At 67.3% G+C, this 17832-nt stretch carries 19 protein-coding genes; 8 read left to right on the plus strand and 11 right to left on the minus strand.

The window, feature by feature from the left end; genetic code table 11:
• Nucleotides 1-7 precede the first annotated feature (7 nt).
• From OCEPR_RS06520 to OCEPR_RS06545, 6 genes are all read right to left on the minus strand, one after another.
• Nucleotides 8-742, minus strand: a complete 735-nt coding sequence (locus OCEPR_RS06520) for an amino acid ABC transporter ATP-binding protein (protein ID WP_013457917.1) — start codon at nt 740-742, stop codon at nt 8-10.
• Nucleotides 743-755: 13 nt separating this feature from the next.
• Nucleotides 756-1871 carry an amino acid ABC transporter permease gene (locus tag OCEPR_RS06525; protein WP_013457918.1) on the minus strand — a complete coding sequence of 372 codons (1116 nt, stop codon included), beginning with the start codon at nt 1869-1871 and terminating at the stop codon, nt 756-758.
• Nucleotides 1868-3046 (minus strand): amino acid ABC transporter permease, encoded by a 1179-nt coding sequence (locus OCEPR_RS06530; RefSeq protein ID WP_013457919.1) that lies wholly within the window; start codon nt 3044-3046, stop codon nt 1868-1870. The genes OCEPR_RS06525 and OCEPR_RS06530 overlap by 4 nt, the downstream gene beginning before the upstream one ends.
• 69 nt (nt 3047-3115) lie before the next feature.
• Nucleotides 3116-4135 carry an amino acid ABC transporter substrate-binding protein gene (locus OCEPR_RS06535; RefSeq protein WP_013457920.1) on the minus strand — a complete coding sequence of 340 codons (1020 nt, stop codon included), beginning with the start codon at nt 4133-4135 and terminating at the stop codon, nt 3116-3118.
• An 89-nt stretch (nt 4136-4224) separates the two neighbouring features.
• Entirely contained in the window at nt 4225-5052 is an 828-nt protein-coding gene (locus OCEPR_RS06540; RefSeq protein WP_013457921.1) for an amino acid ABC transporter permease, read from the minus strand.
• A 61-nt stretch (nt 5053-5113) separates the two neighbouring features.
• Nucleotides 5114-5878 (minus strand): ABC transporter substrate-binding protein, encoded by a 765-nt coding sequence (locus OCEPR_RS06545; RefSeq protein ID WP_013457922.1) that lies wholly within the window; start codon nt 5876-5878, stop codon nt 5114-5116.
• A 75-nt stretch (nt 5879-5953) separates the two neighbouring features.
• Between OCEPR_RS06545 and OCEPR_RS06550 the strand changes: the two genes are divergently transcribed.
• From OCEPR_RS06550 to glpX, 6 genes are read left to right on the plus strand one after another with little or no spacing between them, the layout of a single operon-like run.
• Nucleotides 5954-7186, plus strand: coding sequence for a class I SAM-dependent RNA methyltransferase (locus OCEPR_RS06550; RefSeq protein WP_041554082.1), 1233 nt, complete (start codon nt 5954-5956; stop codon nt 7184-7186).
• A gap of 18 nt (nt 7187-7204) precedes the next feature.
• Nucleotides 7205-7435 (plus strand): type II toxin-antitoxin system Phd/YefM family antitoxin, encoded by a 231-nt coding sequence (locus OCEPR_RS06555; RefSeq protein WP_013457924.1) that lies wholly within the window; start codon nt 7205-7207, stop codon nt 7433-7435.
• On the plus strand, nt 7420-7821 hold the full coding sequence (locus OCEPR_RS06560) for a type II toxin-antitoxin system VapC family toxin (RefSeq protein ID WP_041554084.1): 402 nt from the start codon (nt 7420-7422) through the stop codon (nt 7819-7821). The genes OCEPR_RS06555 and OCEPR_RS06560 overlap by 16 nt, the downstream gene beginning before the upstream one ends.
• A gap of 10 nt (nt 7822-7831) precedes the next feature.
• The gene (gene hisF, locus OCEPR_RS06565) at nt 7832-8599 is read left to right on the plus strand and encodes an imidazole glycerol phosphate synthase subunit HisF (RefSeq protein ID WP_013457926.1); all 768 of its coding nucleotides are present in this window, start codon (nt 7832-7834) and stop codon (nt 8597-8599) included.
• Nucleotides 8596-9225, plus strand: a complete 630-nt coding sequence (gene hisIE / locus OCEPR_RS06570; protein WP_013457927.1) for a bifunctional phosphoribosyl-AMP cyclohydrolase/phosphoribosyl-ATP diphosphatase HisIE — start codon at nt 8596-8598, stop codon at nt 9223-9225. The genes hisF and hisIE overlap by 4 nt, the downstream gene beginning before the upstream one ends.
• Before the next feature lie 41 nt (nt 9226-9266).
• Entirely contained in the window at nt 9267-10235 is a 969-nt protein-coding gene (glpX, locus tag OCEPR_RS06575) for a class II fructose-bisphosphatase (RefSeq protein ID WP_013457928.1), read from the plus strand.
• Here glpX and malQ read toward each other — a convergent pair.
• The 4 genes from malQ to OCEPR_RS06595 are packed head-to-tail and all read right to left on the minus strand — an operon-like array spanning nt 10222 to nt 14539.
• Complete coding sequence (gene malQ / locus OCEPR_RS06580; RefSeq protein WP_013457929.1) at nt 10222-11733, minus strand: 4-alpha-glucanotransferase; 1512 nt, start codon at nt 11731-11733, stop codon at nt 10222-10224. The two genes, glpX and malQ, sit on opposite strands and share 14 nt — an antisense overlap.
• Before the next feature lie 26 nt (nt 11734-11759).
• Nucleotides 11760-13532, minus strand: coding sequence for a DUF3048 domain-containing protein (locus tag OCEPR_RS12295; protein WP_013457930.1), 1773 nt, complete (start codon nt 13530-13532; stop codon nt 11760-11762).
• 10 nt (nt 13533-13542) lie between these two features.
• Nucleotides 13543-13938: an ExbD/TolR family protein gene (locus OCEPR_RS06590; RefSeq protein WP_013457931.1), complete on the minus strand. Its 396-nt coding sequence runs from the start codon at nt 13936-13938 to the stop codon at nt 13543-13545.
• On the minus strand, nt 13919-14539 hold the full coding sequence (locus tag OCEPR_RS06595; protein ID WP_013457932.1) for a MotA/TolQ/ExbB proton channel family protein: 621 nt from the start codon (nt 14537-14539) through the stop codon (nt 13919-13921). The genes OCEPR_RS06590 and OCEPR_RS06595 overlap by 20 nt, the downstream gene beginning before the upstream one ends.
• Nucleotides 14540-14596: 57 nt before the next feature.
• Between OCEPR_RS06595 and mqnE the strand changes: the two genes are divergently transcribed.
• The gene (gene mqnE / locus OCEPR_RS06600) at nt 14597-15721 is read left to right on the plus strand and encodes an aminofutalosine synthase MqnE (RefSeq protein WP_013457933.1); all 1125 of its coding nucleotides are present in this window, start codon (nt 14597-14599) and stop codon (nt 15719-15721) included.
• Nucleotides 15722-15725: 4 nt separating this feature from the next.
• Nucleotides 15726-16541, plus strand: a complete 816-nt coding sequence (locus tag OCEPR_RS06605) for a menaquinone biosynthetic enzyme MqnA/MqnD family protein (RefSeq protein WP_013457934.1) — start codon at nt 15726-15728, stop codon at nt 16539-16541.
• Between the two features lie 42 nt (nt 16542-16583).
• Here OCEPR_RS06605 and OCEPR_RS06610 read toward each other — a convergent pair whose 3' ends face one another.
• Nucleotides 16584-17798: a S1C family serine protease gene (locus OCEPR_RS06610; RefSeq protein ID WP_013457935.1), complete on the minus strand. Its 1215-nt coding sequence runs from the start codon at nt 17796-17798 to the stop codon at nt 16584-16586.
• Nucleotides 17799-17832 lie beyond the last annotated feature (34 nt).

Genomic DNA, 17832 nt, shown 5'->3' on the forward strand with positions numbered 1-17832 from the left:
CCCCAGACTAATGCAAGATCCGTGCCAGGAAGGCCTGGGTCCGCTCGTGTTGCGGACTGGAGAAGACCTGGTCGGGTTCGCCCTCTTCGATGATCTCGCCCATGTCCATGAAGATCACCCGGTCGGCCACCTCGCGCGCGAAGCCCATCTCGTGGGTGACCACCAGCATGGTCATGCCGCTCTTCGCCAGCTCCTTCATGGCGTCGAGCACCTCGCCCACCATCTCGGGGTCGAGTGCGCTGGTGGGCTCGTCGAAGAGCATAATCTTGGGCTGCATGGCCAGGGCCCGGGCAATGGCGACGCGCTGCTGCTGCCCGCCGGAAAGCTGGGCGGGGTACTTTTCCGCCTGGTCGGCGATGTCCACCCGCTCGAGCAGCTCCATGGCGATCTGCTCGGCCTTTTCGCGCGGCCACTTGCGCACGATCCGCGGGGCGAGGGTGATGTTCTCGAGCACGGTCATGTGGGGAAAGAGGTTGAAGCTCTGGAAGACCATGCCCACTTCCTTGCGCACCGCGTCGATGTTGCGCACGTCGCGGTTGAGCTCGATTCCGTCCACCACGATGCGGCCCTTCTGGATCTCCTCAAGACGGTTGATGGTCCGGATCAAGGTGCTCTTCCCCGACCCCGAAGGGCCGATGACGACGACCACCTCGCCTTTTTGCACGTCCAGATTGATGTCCTTCAGGACGTGCAGGGCGCCGAACCATTTGTTGACGTTCTCCATGTGGATGATGGGTTCCATGCGTGCCTCCAGCTTACCGCGTCCCCAAGCCCATGGCGCGTTCGAGCTTCCGGCTCGCGTAGGACATGAGGGCGGCCCCGACGAAGTAAACGAGTGCTATGAACAACAGCACTTCCCTCTCGGTGCCCAGGAACTTCGGGTTTCTTGCCACGGTAATCGCCATGAAAAGCAGATCGAAGAGCCCCAGGATGTAAACCAGTGAGGTGTCTTTAAAAATGGCGATAAGTTGTCCGATCAGAGCAGGGATGACCGAGCGGATCGCCTGCGGAAGAATAATGTAGCGAGCCGACTGAGTCCCCGATAAACCCAGCGCCCAAGCGGCCTCGTACTGCCCTTTGGGTACCCCCTGGATCCCACCGCGAACGTACTCCGCCAAGTAGGCGGCCGCGAACATGCTGAAACCGACCACGATGGAAAACAGCGTCGGCACCTCCCAGCTCGCCGGAAGGAAGAGGGGGACCATGTAGTAGGAGAGAAAAAGTACGGTGATCAGTGGAACGCCACGAATCAGCTCAATGTAAAGAATCGACAGCGCCCGAAAGACGGGCCACTTGCCCGTTCGTCCCAACGCCAGCAATAGCCCTAGCGGGAAAGCGAAAACGCTGGCCAGTACGGTCAACATTAAAGTGAACGAAAATCCGCCCAAGCGATCGGTTTTCCCCCACAGCAAAAAAAGGATCACGAGCGCACCGAAGGCCGCCGCCGCATGCACCACCCTGGCTGAAAGGTAATGGCCGACGGTAATACCGACGGGCAAGGACAAAACGGTAATGAGGAGATAGACGCGGGTCAACGGAAACAGAACCGGGAAACTCACCGCAAAAACGGCAACGGCCCCGATCCACATCCATAAGGGCGCACGCCCCCGGTTACAATGCGCATACAGCAGGCCTGCAACAAAAAGGACCACAGCAGTAATCGTCCATATGCGCCACACCTGATCCGGCGGATAGGAACCGACCATGAGCAGGCGCATGTTTTCAGGGACGACGGACCAACGCGCTTCCTCGAAAACCCAGAGGAAGACGCCTTTGGCAACGGCAAACAGCAGCCAAGCGGTAACCACCGTTAACGCCGAGTTGAACCAGCCGTTAAAAAGGTTTTCCTTTAACCAAGTCAGGGCCCTCATCGCGCCACCCCCACGAGGGCCACCTTGACGTTGTACCAGTTGATCAACGCGCTGATGAAGAGCGAAAGGCTTAGGTAGGCCGCCATGACGATGAGGATGCCTTCAATGCTGTGCCCGGCCTGATTGACCGTCGTTTCGTAGACGCTCATGATTTCAGGGAAGGCGATCGCGATGGCCAGGGACGAGTTCTTGGTGAGGTTGAGGTATTGGTTGCCCAGGGGGGGTATGACGATACGCATGGCTTGAGGAAGAATGATCAGCCTAAGAGTTTGTGCGTAACTAAGCCCCAGGCTTGCGGGCGCCTCCCACTGCCCTTTCGGCAGCGATTGTATGGCGCCGCGAACGATCTCGGCAATGTACGAGGCCGTATAAAGCACGAGGGCCAAAAGCACCGAACTAAACTCAGGAGAGAGCTGCATGCCCCCCTCAACGCGGAAGCCTTGGACCTGCGGAACGGAGAGCTCAAGCGGTATGGAACCCACCAGGTAGAGGCCCAAACCCCACGCAGCCGCCGGCGTCAACCAATACAGCCAACGCGGGGGGCGCCAAAGCGAACGCGCGAGCCATAACAAGGCCCACAAAGCCAACCCGGCGTAAAAATAAGGCGCGAAGCTGGCCCACGCCGCATCAGGAACGGGCCAAGGAATGAGCACCCCTTTATTGCTGACGATCACGCCATGGAAGCGGGGTGCCGTGCGTATCGGCGGAAGCAACAAAAACACCGCCAAGTACCAAAACACCATCTGCACGAGCAGGGGCGTGTTGCGGATAAGTTCCACATAGGCAAACGAAAGCCGGTTGACGAGCCAGTTGCTCGATAGTCGGCCGATACCGATCAAAACACCCAACACGGTTGTGAGCACGATGCCCAGAAAGGATACCCTTAGGGTATTAAGAAACCCCGTGACCATGGCCTGCCAAACCTGATCGGAGGGGTGGTAAAGACGCAAGATCCAGCGCCCCTGCTCCTTGGCCACGGTATAGCCTTCATAGATTTGGAAGTCAGCGGGCTCAGTCAGGAACCCAAATGAAAACTGGAGGTTGCGGGCGGCCATGTTGGTGCTGGCCATATAACCCAGGAAAAGCAGGACCGCGACGACCACGGTCAACAGCAGGGCTTGGAAAAGAATGGCGAGCTTGCGTTCGTCTTTCCAGAAGGGGACGGCCTCGATCATAGTTCCTCAGCGTGCGACGCTTGCAAGTGGTGAGCGGCCCCATGCAGGGGCCGCTCGGGTTTTCGTGGTTTACCGGAAGGGCGGCGAGTAGATGAGGCCGCCGTCGGTGTAGAGCGCGTTCAAGCTACCCTCGCGCGGGATGAAGAACGGGCTGTCGGGCCCGAGGTGGCGGGCGTAGATTTCCCCGTAGTTGCCCACGTGACGAATTACGCGCGCAGCAAAGTCGTTGGTAAGTCCAAGCCCTTCACCCAGCTTGCTCTCGACACCCAGGAAGCGGCGAATGCCAGGGTTGCTGCTCTTCAGCATCTGGTCGAGGTTGGCTTGGGTGATGCCGAACTCCTCGGCCTGCATGGTGGCGTAAACGATCCAGGTGAGCGCGTCGCGCCACTTGCTGTCGTTCTGGAAGGTAAAGCCCGCGAGCGGCTCCTTGGAAAGGGTTTCGGGGAGGATGACAAGCGACTCGGGATCCTTGCTCTTGGCCTTCCACCCCACCAAGCCGGATTTATCGGTGGTAACCGCATCGCAGCGGCCCGACTCGAGCCCGGCCATGGACTTGCTGAAGTCGTCGAAAGTCAACAGCTTGGTGCCCAGGTTGTGCGCACGGTCCACGTCGGTCCAGTTCTTTTCGGTCGTGGTGCCGGCGTTGGTGCAGACCGTCGCACCCTTCAGGTCGTAGACCGACTTCACGCCCAGGCTCTTCTTGACCATGACGCCCTGACCGTCGTAGAAGTTGACGGGAAGGAAGTCCACGCCCAGCTGGCTGTCGCGGCTGGTGGTTACGGTGGTATTCCGGAAAACCACGTCCACCTTACCGGTCTGGATCGCGTTAAACCGCACTTTCGCATTCAGCGGCACGAAATCAACCTTGGTGGGGTCATCGAAGATGGCCGCCGCAACGGCGCGGCAGAAATCGACGTCGAAGCCAACGTAGTCGCCGGTCTTCTCGTCGATGAAGCCAAAGCCCGGAGCGCCACCGTTGACGCCGCAGATCAACTTGCCGCGCTGCTTGACGACGTCAAGACGCGACTGCTGCGCCAAGCCCAGAACACCCAAAGAAAGGACGGCCAACAGAACGAGCAGTTTTCTCATAAGCTTCTCCCTCCAAAATGCAATATGCCCTCGCATTTTGCATGAAGGTAAGCATAATGTCAAGGAAAATGTATGGTCTTGCAGCGTGTTCAGGTCTCAGCACCGCGACGCGCCATCTCGCGCTCCAGCCAGTCGGTGAAGAAGGTGAGCACCGTTGTCAATATGAGGTAGATGGCCGCCACCGCCACGTAGACCTCCACCGGGCGGAAGGTGATCGAAATCATGCGCTGACCCTGATGCACAAGTTCAAGCAACGTAATGACCGAAGCCAAGGAGCTGTCCTTGAGCAGCGCGATGACGTTGTTGACCAGAGGCGGAACGACGATCTTGATGGCCTGGGGCACAATGATGTAGCGCATCACCTGAAACGGTCGCATGCCCAGAGACATGGCTGCTTCCCACTGCCCTTTCGCGATCGCCTGGATCCCCGCACGGATAACCTCGGCGTTGTAGGCCCCCACGTTGACGCTCAGCGCGATGAAAGCGGCCCAGTAAGGGGTCAGCACGTCCTGGATCGGCGGTGCGCCCAGGGGCTGGAGGTACTTCCAAGCCGGTTCGAGCAGGAAGGGCAGCGCGTTGTAGGCGAACAGAATCTGCACGAGGAGCGGCGTTCCCCGAATTACCCAGACATAGAACTGCGCCGGCCAGCGAAAGAGCGGGTTCTTCGAGAGGCGGGCGATGCCGGCAAAGAGCCCCAGGAAGAGGCCCGTGACCGAGCTGATCACGGTCAGCTTGATCGTGACTTCCGCCCCCAGCCGCAGATTGTGGGCGAAGTTGGGAACCTTGCTCGCGGTGAAGTTCACCGCCAGAAAGTACCACCGAAGCGCAGCCTCGATACCCGCGAAGAAGACGACGTAACCCACGGCGATCGCGGCCAGCGCGACGCCCAACCATGCCAGCACCTTGAGCAGCTTCATGCCCGCCTCCTAACACGGCAAGGGCCCGGGGGCCATTGGCCCCCGGGCCGGGGACGATAGCTTACTTACAGCGGATGTCCTTGCCGAACCACTTCATCGAGATCTGCTCATAGACCCCGTTGGCCTGGATCTCGTCCAGCGCCTGGTTGAGCGCGGCGAGCAACAGGCTGTTGCCCTTGGCCACGGCCATGCCAATCTCTTCCCGGTTCAGGAGGCCGGAGATCTGCAGGTTGAGGTCGCGCGATTGGATGGCCTCGATCGCCGTGAACTGGTCGGTGATCCAGGCATCGATGCGGCCGAGCATCAGGTCCTGCACCGCGTCCGGGTTGGTCTGGTAGGTCTTGAGCTGCTTCGGCCCGAACTGCTTGGCGAACTCCTCGAAGGTCGTGCCCAGCTGGGCGCCGATGACCTTGCCCTTAAGCTCCTCGGGCGTCTGGGGACCGCCCGGCTTGGAGACGATCACGTTACCGGTGCAGTAGTAGGGCTTGGTAAAGTCCACCGCCTTGGCGCGCTCCTCGGTGATGGTGTGCGAAGCGATCACGAAGTCGAAGCGGCCCTGGTTGAGGGCGATGAGCATGGTGTCCCAGGCGTGGGCCTTCCACTCGGGCCCGAGCCCCAGCTGACCAGCGATGGCGTTGCCGATGTCGATGTCGAAACCCTTGAGGTTGTTCTGATCGTCGAAGAAGTTGAACGGCGGGAAGGCCCCCTCGGTGCCGATCAGGATCTTGCCGCTCTGCTTGATCTCGGGAAAGGTGCGGAACTTCTGCGCCATACCCAAAGAGCCCAGGACCAATACGAGCGATGCCAACCATAGAATTCTCTTCATGTGCATACCTCCTTAAACCACGGTATGATTATACGCGTTCGCGTCCTGAACGCAAATCGCGTAGACTGCAAGGTCATGGATCTGGAAGCCGTCATCGAAAAACTCGTTCCCGGTGGTTTGGGCCTGGCCCGCACCCCCGAAGGGGTGCTGCTGGTGCGCGGCGCCCTGCCCGGGGAGCGCGTGCGGGTGCGCGCGGAGCGCAAGAAAAACCACCTCGAGGGCGAGCTGCTGGAGGTGCTCGAGCCCTCGCCCGACCGCGAGGACCCGGGCCTGCCGCCGGGCGCGGACCTGCCGCTTGGCTACGAGGCCCAGCTGCCCGTCAAGGAAGGCTTCGTGCGCGAATCGCTGGCGCGGGTGGCGCGGCTGGAAACCGAGGTGCAGCCCATCCACCCCTCCCCCGCCCCGCTGGGCTACCGCACCGCCGCCCAGTTCGCGCTCCACCCCCTCGGGGGGCTGGCCTACCGGGTTCCCGGATCGGACGAGCTGGTGCGGGTGGAGGACGACCCGCTGCTGGCGGAGCCGCTGCGGAAAGCCCTGAGGCTTCTGAACACCTGGCCGCTGGTGGGCCTGGAAGAGGTGGCCCTGCGCGGCAGCCTGCTCACCGGCGGGGTGCAGGTGGGCCTCGTCGGCGGCAAGGCGCGCCATTTTCGCAAGGCCGCCGAAGGGCTGGTGGAGGCCGGCATCGCCGGGGTCTGGTGGGGCGCGGCCGACCCGCGCGGCCGCTTCCGCGGGCCGACGCGTTTTCTGGCGGGCAAGGAAACGCTGCTCGAGCGCTACGGCGAGCTCGAGGTGCAGGTGGACGTGGTCAGCTTCGCCCAGGTGAACCCCCCGGCCGCGGCGGCGCTCTACGCCGAGGCGGCGAAGCTGGCCGGCACCGGAGAAAGCGCGCTCGAGCTCTACGGCGGCTCGGGGGTGCTGGGCTTCTTCCTGGCGCAGGGCTACGCCCGGGTGACCGTGACCGACCTGAACCGGCGCAGCATCGAAAAGGGCCGCGCTGACGCGGCGCGGCTGGGGCTCGCGAACGTCCGCTTCGCCCGCGCCGACGCCCGCGAGGCCGCCCGCTTCGGCCCCGCCGAACTGGTGGCCGTGGACCCGCCGCGCTCGGGGCTGGCGCGGGAAACGCTGGCGGCGCTGGTGGAGCTAAAGCCGGAAAAGATCATCTACGTCGCCTGCGACCCCGCCACCTGGGCGCGCGACGTGGCCCGGCTTGCGGAACGCGGCTACCGCCTCGAGTTCGTGCGCCCCTACGACTTCTTCCCCTACACCCACCACGTCGAGGTTCTCAGCTACTTGACCAAGTCAACATGACCAAGTTAAACTGCAGACATGAAGCGGGTCGTTAACGTCGCCGAGGCCAAGGCCAAGCTCTCCGAGCTGCTGGAAGCGGCGCTGCGGGGGGAGGAGGTCGTTATCGCTAAGCGGGGCAAACCCGTGGCCACCCTCTCCCCCATTGAACCGGCGAAGACGCGCAAACTCGGCCTCATCGACATGGAAATCCCCGACAGCTTCTTCGAGCCCCTCCCCGAAGAAGAGCTCGAGGCATGGGAGGGTCGTTGAACTCCGGCTACCTGCTCGACACCCACGCGCTGCTTTTTGCCGCCGCCCGGCCGAATCGGCTCTCCCCCAAAGCGCACGCCGCCATCCTCTCCGGTTCGCGGGTATACACCTCCAGCGCCTCCGCCTGGGAGATCGCCACGAAGCACCGCATCGGCAAACTACCCGAAGCCGGAGGTCTGTTACTCAACTACCGCGAGCTGATGAACGAGATGGGGTTGCTCGATCTGCCCATCTACACCGAGCACGCGCTCCTTGCGGGCAGCATGGTAGGCGACCACCGGGACCCCTTCGACCGCATCCTCGCCGCCCAGGCGCGGCTGGAGAACCTGACCGTCATCAGCGCCGACCCCGCCTTCGACGCGCTGGGCGTGCGCCGGCTCTGGTAGAATCGCCTCCGTGCTGGCGCGTCGCATCGTCCCCTGCCTCGACGTCCACGAGGGCCGCGTGGTCAAGGGCGTCAAATTCGTCAACCTGGTCGACGCCGGCGACCCGGTCGAGGCCGCCGTGGCCTACGACGAAAGCGGCGCCGACGAGCTCGTCTTCCTCGACATCACCGCCACCCACGAGAACCGGCCGCTGGTGCTGGAGATGGTGCGCCGGGTGGCCGAGCGCGTCTTCATCCCCTTCACCGTCGGCGGCGGGGTGCGCAGCCTCGAGGACGCGCGGGCGCTCCTGCTCGCGGGCGCCGATAAGGTGAGCGTGAACTCGGCGGCGGTGGCGCGGCCCGAGCTGATTCGCGAACTGGCCGACCACTTCGGCTCGCAGGCGGTGGTGCTGGCCATCGACGCCAAGCGCGTCGGGCCCGGACGCTGGGAGGTCTACGTCGCCGGCGGACGCAAGCCCACGGGGCTGGACGCGGTGGCCTGGGCGCGCGAGGGCGAACGGCTCGGCGCGGGCGAGATCCTGCTCACCAGCATGGACGCCGACGGCACCAAGGCCGGATACGACCTCGACCTCACCCGCGCGGTGGCCGAGGCCGTGCGCATCCCCGTCATCGCCTCCGGCGGGGCGGGCGCGCCCGAGCACTTCGCCGAGGTCTTCGAAGAGGCCGCCGCCGACGCCGCGCTGGCGGCGAGCGTCTTCCACTTCGGCGAGATCCCCATCCCCGATCTCAAGCGCTTCCTGGCCCGGCGCGGCATCCCCATGCGGGAGGACATCGAATGAACCTAGACGCGGTCAAGTTCGACGAACGCGGGCTGGTGCCCGTCGTTATTCAGGACGCCGACTCCGGTGAGGTGCTCACGCTGGCGTGGGCCAACCGCGAGGCGCTCGAGCGCACCCTGCAGACCGGCCAGACCCACCTCTACTCGCGCAGCCGCCAGGCGCTGTGGAAGAAGGGCGAGACCTCGGGCCACGTCCAGGACCTGGTGGAGATGCGGCTCGACTGCGACGGCGACGCCGTGCTCTACCGGGTGCGCCCCCACGGCCCCGCCTGCCACACCGGGGCCCGCAGCTGTTTCCACAACCCCGTCACCCCCGAGGCGACCCCGCCCCTGGGCTGGGTGCTCGAGCAGGTCTGGCGCACGATCCAGGACCGCCTCGAAACGATGCCCGAGGGCTCCTACGTCGCCAAGATGCACGCCGCCGGCCTCGACCGCATCCTCAAGAAGATCGGCGAGGAGGCGGGCGAGGTGATCATCGCCGCCAAGAACCCGGACGCGGCCGAGCTTGCCTGGGAGGCCAGCGACCTGCTCTTCCACCTGCTGCTCACCCTGGCCGAGCGCGGCCTCGGGCCGGCCGACCTGGCCCGGGTGCTGAGCGAACGGCACCAACCAGGCTCCGAAGGCTGAAAACCCCGCCGGTCCTTGCGGACCTTTGTTAGGCTGAGGGCATGAGCATCGAGAACAAGCTGGTCCTCGAGGTCGTCCGCGTCACCGAACAGGCCGCCTTGGCGGCCAGTCGTTTTTCGGGTAAGGGCGACAAGCACGCCGTGGACGAAGCCGGCACCGAAGCCATGCGCAAGCAGCTGAACGAGATGGAGATCAGCGGCACGGTGGTGATCGGCGAGGGCGAGATGGACGAGGCCCCCATGCTCTACATCGGCGAGCAGCTGGGCAAGGGCGGCGTCGAGGTGGACATCGCGGTGGACCCGGTCGAGGGCACGAACATCACCGCCAAGGGCCTACCCAACTCGGTCACGGTGATCGCCATCAGCGAAAAGGGCGGGCTCTTCCACGCCCCCGACATGTACATGGACAAACTGATCGTCGGCCCCCCCGCCGCCGGCAAGGTGGACCTCAGCTGGCCGGTGGGGGCCAATCTGAAGGCGATCGCACTCTCGATGAACCGCAACGTCGAGGACCTGGTCATCGTCGTCCTCGACCGCCCGCGTCACGAGCGGCTGATCCGCGAGATTCGCGAGGCCGGCGCCCGCGTCAAGCTGATCGGCGACGGCGACGTGATCGCCGCGCTCGCCGCGGCCATCCGCGGCACCGGCGTGCACGCGGTCATGGGCTCGGGGGGCGCGCCCGAAGGCGTGCTCGCCGCCGCCGCGCTCAAATGCCTGGGGGGCGAGATCCAGGCCCGCTTCCTGCCTGAAGACGACGAACAGCGCGAACGCCTGCACGCGATGGGCGGCGACGAAAACAAGATCTACAAGACCGCCGACCTCGCCCCGGGGGACGAGATCGTCTTCGCCGCCACCGGCATCACCGACGGCGACATCCTCGAGGGCGTGCGCTTCTTCGGCGGCGGGGCCCGCACCCACACGATCGCGATGGGTCACAAGACCCGGGTGGTGCGCTTCATCGACACCATCCACCTCATGGAGGCCGACGCCCGGGTGGTCATCCGCGTCTGAGGCGGGCGTAGCGTTCCGCCAACCCCCTCAGCCGCTCGGCCAGCCCGTGCGTCAGGTCCCGGGTGGAGTAGCGCCAGGCCCAGTTCCCCTCGGGCCGTGAGGGGAAGTTCATCCGCGCCTCCGATCCCAGTTCCAGCGGATCCTGCAGCGGAAAGACGGCCATGCGGCAGCGGCTTTGCAGCGCCAGCTCGATCAGGGCCCAGGGAGCGTCCTGGCAACCGCGGCAGGCGATGCCCCGTCCCTCCAGGTAACGGCGCATGAAGTCGAGCTCCGCATCCGGGGCGTGCTCGCACCAGCCGCGGGTGGTGTCGTTGTCGTGGGTCCCGGTGTAGACCACGCAGTTGCCCGACTCCGGGTAGTTGTGGGGCAGGAAGGGGTTGTCCTCGCCGGTGAAGGCGAACTGCAAGACCTTCATGCCCGGCAGTCCGAAGCGGTCGCGCAGGGCCTCCACCTCGGGGGTGATCAGCCCCAGGTCTTCGGCGAGGATGGGAACCGAACCAAAGGTCGCCTCGACCTTGCGAAAGAACGCCTCGCCGGGGGCCTTCTCCCAGCGGCCGTGTTCCGCCGTGGGGGCGCCCGCCGGTACGGCCCAGTAGGCCTCGAAGCCCCGGAAGTGGTCGATGCGAACGAGGTCGGCGGTCTCGAGCGCCCGGCGAATGCGCCGCAGCCACCAGTCGAAGCCGCTGCGCTCGAGGGCGTCCCAGTCGTAGAGCGGGTTGCCCCAGAGCTGGCCGGTGGGGCTGAAGTAGTCGGGCGGCACCCCGGCCACGGCAACGGGGTTGAGATCCTCGTCGAGTTGGAAGAGTTCGGGATGGGCCCAAACGTCGGCCGAGTCGTGCGCCACGAAGATGGGCATGTCGCCGACGATGCCGAGGCCCAGGTCGTGGGCGGCATTCGCGAGCGCACGCCACTGCGAAAAGAAGACCCACTGGGTCCAGCGTTGGAAGGCGGCCTCCTCGGCCAGGCGCTCGCGCGCCGCGGCCAGTGCGCCGGGGTCCCGGCGCTTCAGGGGCTCGGGCCAGGACCACCAGGGGGCGCCGCCATGCTCGCCCTTGAGCGCCATGAAGAGCGCGTAGTCCTCGAGCCAGTCGGCGTGCTCACGCTCGAAGACCGCGAGCGCGTGCGTGTCCTCGCGCGTTGCACGGGCCCGGAACCCGGCGTAAGCGCGGCGCAGCAAAGGCCAGATCCAGCGGTAGACGAGGCCGTAGTCCACCCGGTCGGGCGGCGACTCCGGGGGGTCGGCGGCCTCGAGCCAACCCCGCGCGACGAGCCGCCGCGGGTCGATCAGGTAGGGGTTGCCGGCGAAGGCCGAGAACGCCTGGTAGGGCGAGTCGCCGAATCCGGTCGGCCCCAGGGGCAGCACCTGCCACCAGCGGGCGCCGGTAGCCGCGAGCCAGTCCAGGAAGGAGCGGGCCTCGTCGCCGAGGTTGCCGATGGGGTAGGGTCCGGGGAACGATGTGGGGTGCAGCAGGATGCCGAAGCTGCGCGGGAGCTCCATGCCTCATGGTAACGCTTCCGCGCCGACTAGCGCAGCGTCGCCCAGGGAGGCACCCAGAGGAACCAGGTCCGGTAGGGGGTGAGGTCGAGCGCGCGGCCGGAGGCGTCTTCGATGACGAGCCCGCCCTGGATCCTCCAGGTGACGGGCACCCGCCTGCCGTCGAGGTAGAGCGCGCCGTGCCCCTTGGAGAGGTCGAGCGCGAGGCGGCCCACGTCGTCGATCACGCGCGCGTCGACGCGCAGCACGGCCACCGCCGTGACCCGGAAGGGCGCGCTGCCGCGCACGATCCGGCCGTTGCGGTACCAGACGTACCCCTGGCCGTCGTAGCGAAACGCGCTGACGTAGTCGGGGGCGTAGCGCACCTCGACCCGCTCCCCGTCCGGGGCGTCCTCGGGGGGCCGGTAGGCCTTGCCGCTGAGCGTGCGCTTGCGCTCGAGGCGGAGGCGGGCGAGTTGCTGACGCACCTGCCCGCCCTCCACGTAGGTGTTGTGGGGCGGGCGCCGCTGGGGGTCGCGGCGAAACAGCGGATCGTAGAGGCCGTCGAAGGTGATCATCTTTTCCCGCTCGATCATCGCCAGCGCCTCGGGGCTGCCGCCCACGTGAAGCAGGACCGCGCCCATCGCCTGGGCGAGGCGCAGGATGTACGGCCGCGCCGATCGTACCGGGCCCAGCTTGCCCTTCTCGCCGCCCTCGTAGCGGACGAGCAGGCGGGTCACCCCGCCCTCGACGGGGACCTCGTGCACCTGCACCGCCCAGTCGAGCCCCCACTGGGGGTAGGCGGCGGCGCTGTTGTCGACGGCGACCAGAATGGGCCGGAGGCGCTCGAGCTTGTAGGGCTTCTCGCCGGGTCCGATGGCGCCGCCCTGCTTGGGCCCCGGTTGCGGGCTCGTCGCGGGAACGGGGGCCGGCGCGGGCTCGCCTCCCGCCAGCGGCAGTGCGGGGGCCGGGGGCGCGGGCGCGAAGGCGGGAGGGGCGGGGGCCGGTGGCGGGGGAGCAAGAGCGCCGGGCGCCGTCGAAACGGGAGGCGCCCCAACGGGGGCGGCGGGCGACGCCACGGGCGCGGGCGCCGGGCCTGCCGGCGGGGCCGAGGCGGCTTCGGGGGCCGGGGGAACCTCGCTGGGCACGGCCGTCTCCGGTGCGGCCGCGGGGGTGGGCTCTGTGGGGACGGGCTCGAGGCCGGGCGCCGCCGCTTCGGGCGCCGGTGCGGGCGGGGTCTCCGTGGCCACGGCGGGCGCTGCGGCCGCTTCCGGAGCGGTCTCCGGCACCGGTTCGGGAGCGGGCGCGGGCTCGGCCGGGGCCTCGCCGGGGGCGGGCGCCGCGGAGGCCGATGCCGGCTCCACGGCCTCCGCCGGAGCCGGCGGCTCGGTGGGGGACGCGGCCGGCGGCAGCGGCAGCGGCGCCTCTTCGGCAGGGGGCTGGACGGCCGTTTCGGCCGGTGGCGGGGTCTCCGGCGCGGCGGTCTCGGGCTCGGGGGCCGGCGCCTCTTCGGGGGCGGCGGCCTGGGGCTCGGGCGGAGGGCTGGGCTCGGAGGGCGTTTCGGTTTCGACCGGCGGTTGGGCCAGCGGTGGGGCCTCGGGGGCGGGTTCCGGAGTGGCGGGGGGCGCCTCTTCGCCGGCCACTTGCGCGCCTTCGCCGAGCTCGAGGAGCAGGTACCCGGTGGCCTCGGGCGGGGGTGGCGTCGGCGTCCACACCAGAAGGACGAAGACGAGGGTCAGGAACGCCGTCGCCGTCAGGGCCAGCAGCGCGGCCCGGCGCTTGCGCTTCTGTTCGGGGGTGAGGTGGCGCACGCGGCCCGTCATCGCGCCTCCGCTAGGGCACCGCGGCCACGGCCACCCGCTTGGCCCCGGCGCGGCGGATGACGTCCATTACCTGGACCACCCGGCCGTGGGGGGTCTTGCGGTCGGCCCGCAGGATCACCGTGCCCACCGGATCCTGGGCCAGCTCGGCGCGCAGCGAGGCCAAGAGCGCCGCGTCGTCCACGGGCTCGCCCTTCCAGAAGGCCTGGCCGTCGGCCTGGACGACGACGGTGGGCGCGCCCTCGGGGCGGGCCTCGCCGCTCGTCGCCTGGGGCAGGTCGATGGGCAGGCCGGTCTCGGGGGTGATGAAGGTGCTGCTGACCATGAAGAAGATCACCAGCAGGAAGACGATGTCTACCAGCGGCGCCAGGTTGATGCTGGGCTCGCGCCTACGCCTGCGGTTCGCCATTCCTCACCTCGGCCAGGATGCCCAAGAGCTCTTCCCGACGTTGCTCGAGCTCGCTGAGGATGTCGTCCACGCGCCCGGCCAGGTAGTGGTAGGCGATCAGCGCCGGGATGGCGACGATCAGGCCGGCGGCGGTGGTGAAAAGCGCCTCGCCGATGCCGCCGGCAAGCAGCTTGGCCGTCGTCTGCCCCTGGCTGGCGAGCACGTTGAAGGCGCGGATCATGCCGCTCACGGTGCCCAAAAGGCCCAGAAGCGGCGCCACCTGCGCGGTCACGCTGAGCACACCGAGGCCGCGCGCGAGCCGCGACTCCTCCTCGAGGAGCGCCGCCTTGAGCGCGGCGTCCACCGCGGTGACCCCGAAGGGGACCCGCGCCAGGCCCGCGAGCATGAAGCGTCCGAGGGTGCCGCCGTGGGCGCGCGCGGCCTCGAGCGCCACGTCGATCTGGCCGCGCCGCACCGAGGCGTCGACCTCGCGCATCAACCGTTCGCCGCCGATCTTCTCGCGGCGGAGCGCCAGGTAGCGCTCGAAGAAGACGTAGGCGGCGTAGAGGGTGAGCAGGAGCAGGAAGACGAGGATCCAACCCCCTTGCTGAAGCTGCAACATAATGCAATCCTACCGCCAAGCCATGAGAAGTGCTTTACCCCGCCGCCGCGCGGTAGGATGGGGGACGTGAGCAAGGTTCTCGACCCCGCGCTCGAGCCCATCGCCGCCAAGGTCGCGGCCGGCGAGCGCCTGAGCTTCGACGAAGGGCTGGCGCTGTACAAGACCCGCGACCTGAACACCCTGATGCGGCTCGCCGACCACGTTCGCCGCAAGAAGCACGGCGACCGCACCTACTTCGTGCACTCGCTGCGCTTCTCGCAGACCAACATCTGTTACGTGGGCTGCCCCTTCTGCGCCTTCGCCAAACGCTTCGGCGAGGAGGGCGCCTGGGACTGGAGCGTGGAGGAGTCGGTGGCCTGGGTGCAGGAGCGCTACGAACCGGGCCTGACCGAGATCCACATCGCGAGCGGCCACCACCCCAGGAAACCCTTCGGCTACTACCTCGAACTCGTGGCCGCGCTCAAGGAAAACTTCCCGGGGGTCCAGGTCAAGGCCTGGACCGCCGCGGAGATCCACCACTTCGCCAAGATCGCCCGGTCCGACTACCGCACCGTCCTGAGCGAGCTGAAGGCCGCGGGCCTCGACGCCATGCCGGGGGGCGGGGCTGAGATCTTCGCCGAGCGGGTGCGCCGCCAGATCGCGAAGAACAAGGTGAACGCCGAGGGCTGGCTCGAAGTGCACCGCACGGCGCACGCGCTGGGGCTGCCCACCAACGCCACCATGCTCTACGGCCACATCGAGACCCTGGAAGAGCGCCTCGACCACATGGACCGGCTGCGCCGGCTGCAGGACGAAACCGGAGGCTTCATGAGCTTCATCCCGCTGGCCTTCCAGCCGCTGGGCAACAACCTGGCCCAGAACCTGGGCAAGACCGAGTTCACCACCGGCCTCGACGACCTCAGGAACCTGGCGATCGCCCGCATCTACCTGGACAACTTCCCCCACATCAAGGGGTACTGGGCCACGCTTACCGCCCCGCTCGCGCAGGTCTCGCTCGACTGGGGCGTCTCCGACATCGACGGCACCCTGATCGCCGAGTCCATCGTCAACGCCGCGGGCGCCACCTCGGGCCGCGCCATGACCAAGGAGGAGCTGGCGCGCATCGTGCGCCGCGCCGGCCGTCTGCCGGTCGAGCGCGACGCGCTTTACAACGTCGTCCGCGTCTACGACGCCGTCGCCTGACGCCATGGCCTACCGCATCGGTCTCCCCCACTACGCGAACACCGCACCCCTGGTCCACTTCCTCGAGGCCCCGCGAGGGGTCGAGCTGCGCTTCGGCGTCCCCACCGAGCTCAACCGCTGGCTGGCCGAGGGCGAGGTCGACCTCTCGCTGGTCTCCAGCCAGTTCTACCTGGAGGCGCGCGGAGCCCTGCGGGCGCTTCCCGACTTCTCGGTGGCCGTTCTGGGCGCGGTCTACTCGGTCAACCTCTTTCACAAGCGGCCCTGGGAAGAGCTGCGCCGCATCGCCATCACCTCGGAGTCGGCCACGAGCGTGCGGCTGCTCGGCCACCTGCTCGAGCGCAGCGGGGTCGAGGCCGAGCTCGAGCCCGCCCCCGTGGGTCTGGAGGGTTTAGCGACCTACGACGGCGTGCTGCTCATCGGCGACCGCGCCCTCGCCGCTTACGCGGGCCTCCTGGAGCACACCCCCGCCTCGGTGCACGACCTTCCGCGGCGCCCCGGCGGGTACTACGTCACGGATCTGGCCATGCGCTGGTTCCGGGCGACGCGGCTCCCCTTCGTCTTCGCCCTCTGGGCCACGCGCTCAGGCGAACAGCCCCCGCCCGAAGTGGTGGCCCTGCTGCGCCACGCACGGCGCGAGGGCCTGGGGCGCCTGGGCGAGGTGGCCGCGGCCGAGTCCGCGCGGCTGGGGATCCCCGCGCCCCTTTTGCAGCACTACCTCTGGAACTTCCGCTACCACCTGGAACCGCCCGACCGGCTCGGCCTCGCGGCGTTCGCCGAAGCGGTGGGGCTCCTCGGCCCCGAAGAGTACTGGTCGGTATGAAAACCCCCGCCGCGGCGGGGGTTTCCGGTACGTCCGCTCCGGCTACTTGACGACGCGGGGTACGAGCTCGACGACGCGTTCCTTGCCGCCGCGCACCAGCTTGAGCTTCACCTTCTGGCCGGGCTTGAGCCCGTACAGGACGGCGCGCAGGTCGGTGATGTCGTAGATGGGGCGGCCGTTCGCCTCCACGATCACGTCGCCGCCGACCCCGAGTTCGAGCGTCTTGCCGTTGGGCAGCTGCAGGTAGATGTAGTCCGTCGCCCCCTTGAGGCCCGCCTCGGCCGCCGGGCTGTTCTTGTCGACGCTCTGCACGACGAGGCCGTGATCGGGCAGGTCGTAGCGCTGGCGCACCTGGTCGGGATAGAACTGCACCGGCATCACCGTGACGCCCAGGCGCGGGTTGTTCTTGACGACCTCCTCGGCGGTGACTTTCTTGCCCGCGCGCATCTCCGGCAGGTACTTCTTGGCCAGGTTGATGGGAATGGCGAAGCCGATGCCCGCGAACTGGGGCACGCCGTTGGGGTTGATGATCGCGGCGTTGATGCCGATGACCTCCCCGCGCGAGTCGAGCAGCGGCCCGCCGGAGTTGCCGGGGTTGATCGCGGCGTCGGTCTGGATCAGGCGCGGGATCAGCGAGCTCTCCGCGCCGGGGTTGGTGCGGATCGCGGAGATGATGCCCTCGGTCACGGTGAACTCGAGCCCGAAGGGGTTGCCGATGGCGATCGCCTTCTGCCCCACCTTCAGCCGGTCCGAGTCGCCCAGCGGGATGGGGTGCAGCATGCCCTTGTCGGGCACGTCGACCTTGAGGAGCGCCAGGTCCAAGGGCGGCGCCGAGCCGATCAGCTTGGCCGGGTAGGCCGTGGGATCCTCGTGGAACTTCACGGTAATCTCGTCCGCGCCCTCGACCACGTGGTAGTTCGTCAGGATGTACCCCTCCTTGTCGAGGACGAAGCCCGACCCCGTACCCTGACGGGGCGGCTGCACGTAAGGCGCGAAGAAGGGGGCGAAGTCCTCGAAGCCCGGCGGCAGGTTCGGGCGCACCACCTTGGGCGCCGTTGCCACCGAGACGAAGACCACGCCGTCGCCGTAGGTTTCGACGATTCCGATCGTGTTGCGCTCGTTCTGCAGGTAGGCCTCGGGTTGGTTGAAAGGTTTGACCTCCCCGGTGGCGCGGGCGCCGGGGAGGTTCCAGGACAACGCGACGGCGGCCACCAGGACGATGCCCGCGAAACCGATCAGCGACTTTCTCATCGACATCTTATATGCACCTCCGCATCTAATCTTAGTCTCC

The organism is Oceanithermus profundus DSM 14977 (genome assembly GCF_000183745.1).
Lineage (GTDB): Bacteria > Deinococcota > Deinococci > Deinococcales > Marinithermaceae > Oceanithermus > Oceanithermus profundus.

Coding starts and splice junctions, on each gene's coding strand:
- OCEPR_RS06520 (WP_013457917.1), bottom strand. CDS start 742: ATGGAACCCATCATCCACATGGAGAACGTCAACAAATGGTTCGGCGCC.
- OCEPR_RS06525 (WP_013457918.1), bottom strand. CDS start 1,871: ATGAGGGCCCTGACTTGGTTAAAGGAAAACCTTTTTAACGGCTGGTTC.
- OCEPR_RS06530 (WP_013457919.1), bottom strand. CDS start 3,046: ATGATCGAGGCCGTCCCCTTCTGGAAAGACGAACGCAAGCTCGCCATT.
- OCEPR_RS06535 (WP_013457920.1), bottom strand. CDS start 4,135: ATGAGAAAACTGCTCGTTCTGTTGGCCGTCCTTTCTTTGGGTGTTCTG.
- OCEPR_RS06540 (WP_013457921.1), bottom strand. CDS start 5,052: ATGAAGCTGCTCAAGGTGCTGGCATGGTTGGGCGTCGCGCTGGCCGCG.
- OCEPR_RS06545 (WP_013457922.1), bottom strand. CDS start 5,878: ATGAAGAGAATTCTATGGTTGGCATCGCTCGTATTGGTCCTGGGCTCT.
- OCEPR_RS06550 (WP_041554082.1), top strand. CDS start 5,954: ATGGATCTGGAAGCCGTCATCGAAAAACTCGTTCCCGGTGGTTTGGGC.
- OCEPR_RS06555 (WP_013457924.1), top strand. CDS start 7,205: ATGAAGCGGGTCGTTAACGTCGCCGAGGCCAAGGCCAAGCTCTCCGAG.
- OCEPR_RS06560 (WP_041554084.1), top strand. CDS start 7,420: ATGGGAGGGTCGTTGAACTCCGGCTACCTGCTCGACACCCACGCGCTG.
- hisIE (WP_013457927.1), top strand. CDS start 8,596: ATGAACCTAGACGCGGTCAAGTTCGACGAACGCGGGCTGGTGCCCGTC.
- glpX (WP_013457928.1), top strand. CDS start 9,267: ATGAGCATCGAGAACAAGCTGGTCCTCGAGGTCGTCCGCGTCACCGAA.
- malQ (WP_013457929.1), bottom strand. CDS start 11,733: ATGGAGCTCCCGCGCAGCTTCGGCATCCTGCTGCACCCCACATCGTTC.
- OCEPR_RS12295 (WP_013457930.1), bottom strand. CDS start 13,532: ATGACGGGCCGCGTGCGCCACCTCACCCCCGAACAGAAGCGCAAGCGC.
- OCEPR_RS06590 (WP_013457931.1), bottom strand. CDS start 13,938: ATGGCGAACCGCAGGCGTAGGCGCGAGCCCAGCATCAACCTGGCGCCG.
- OCEPR_RS06595 (WP_013457932.1), bottom strand. CDS start 14,539: ATGTTGCAGCTTCAGCAAGGGGGTTGGATCCTCGTCTTCCTGCTCCTG.
- mqnE (WP_013457933.1), top strand. CDS start 14,597: ATGGGGGACGTGAGCAAGGTTCTCGACCCCGCGCTCGAGCCCATCGCC.
- OCEPR_RS06605 (WP_013457934.1), top strand. CDS start 15,726: ATGGCCTACCGCATCGGTCTCCCCCACTACGCGAACACCGCACCCCTG.
- OCEPR_RS06610 (WP_013457935.1), bottom strand. CDS start 17,798: ATGTCGATGAGAAAGTCGCTGATCGGTTTCGCGGGCATCGTCCTGGTG.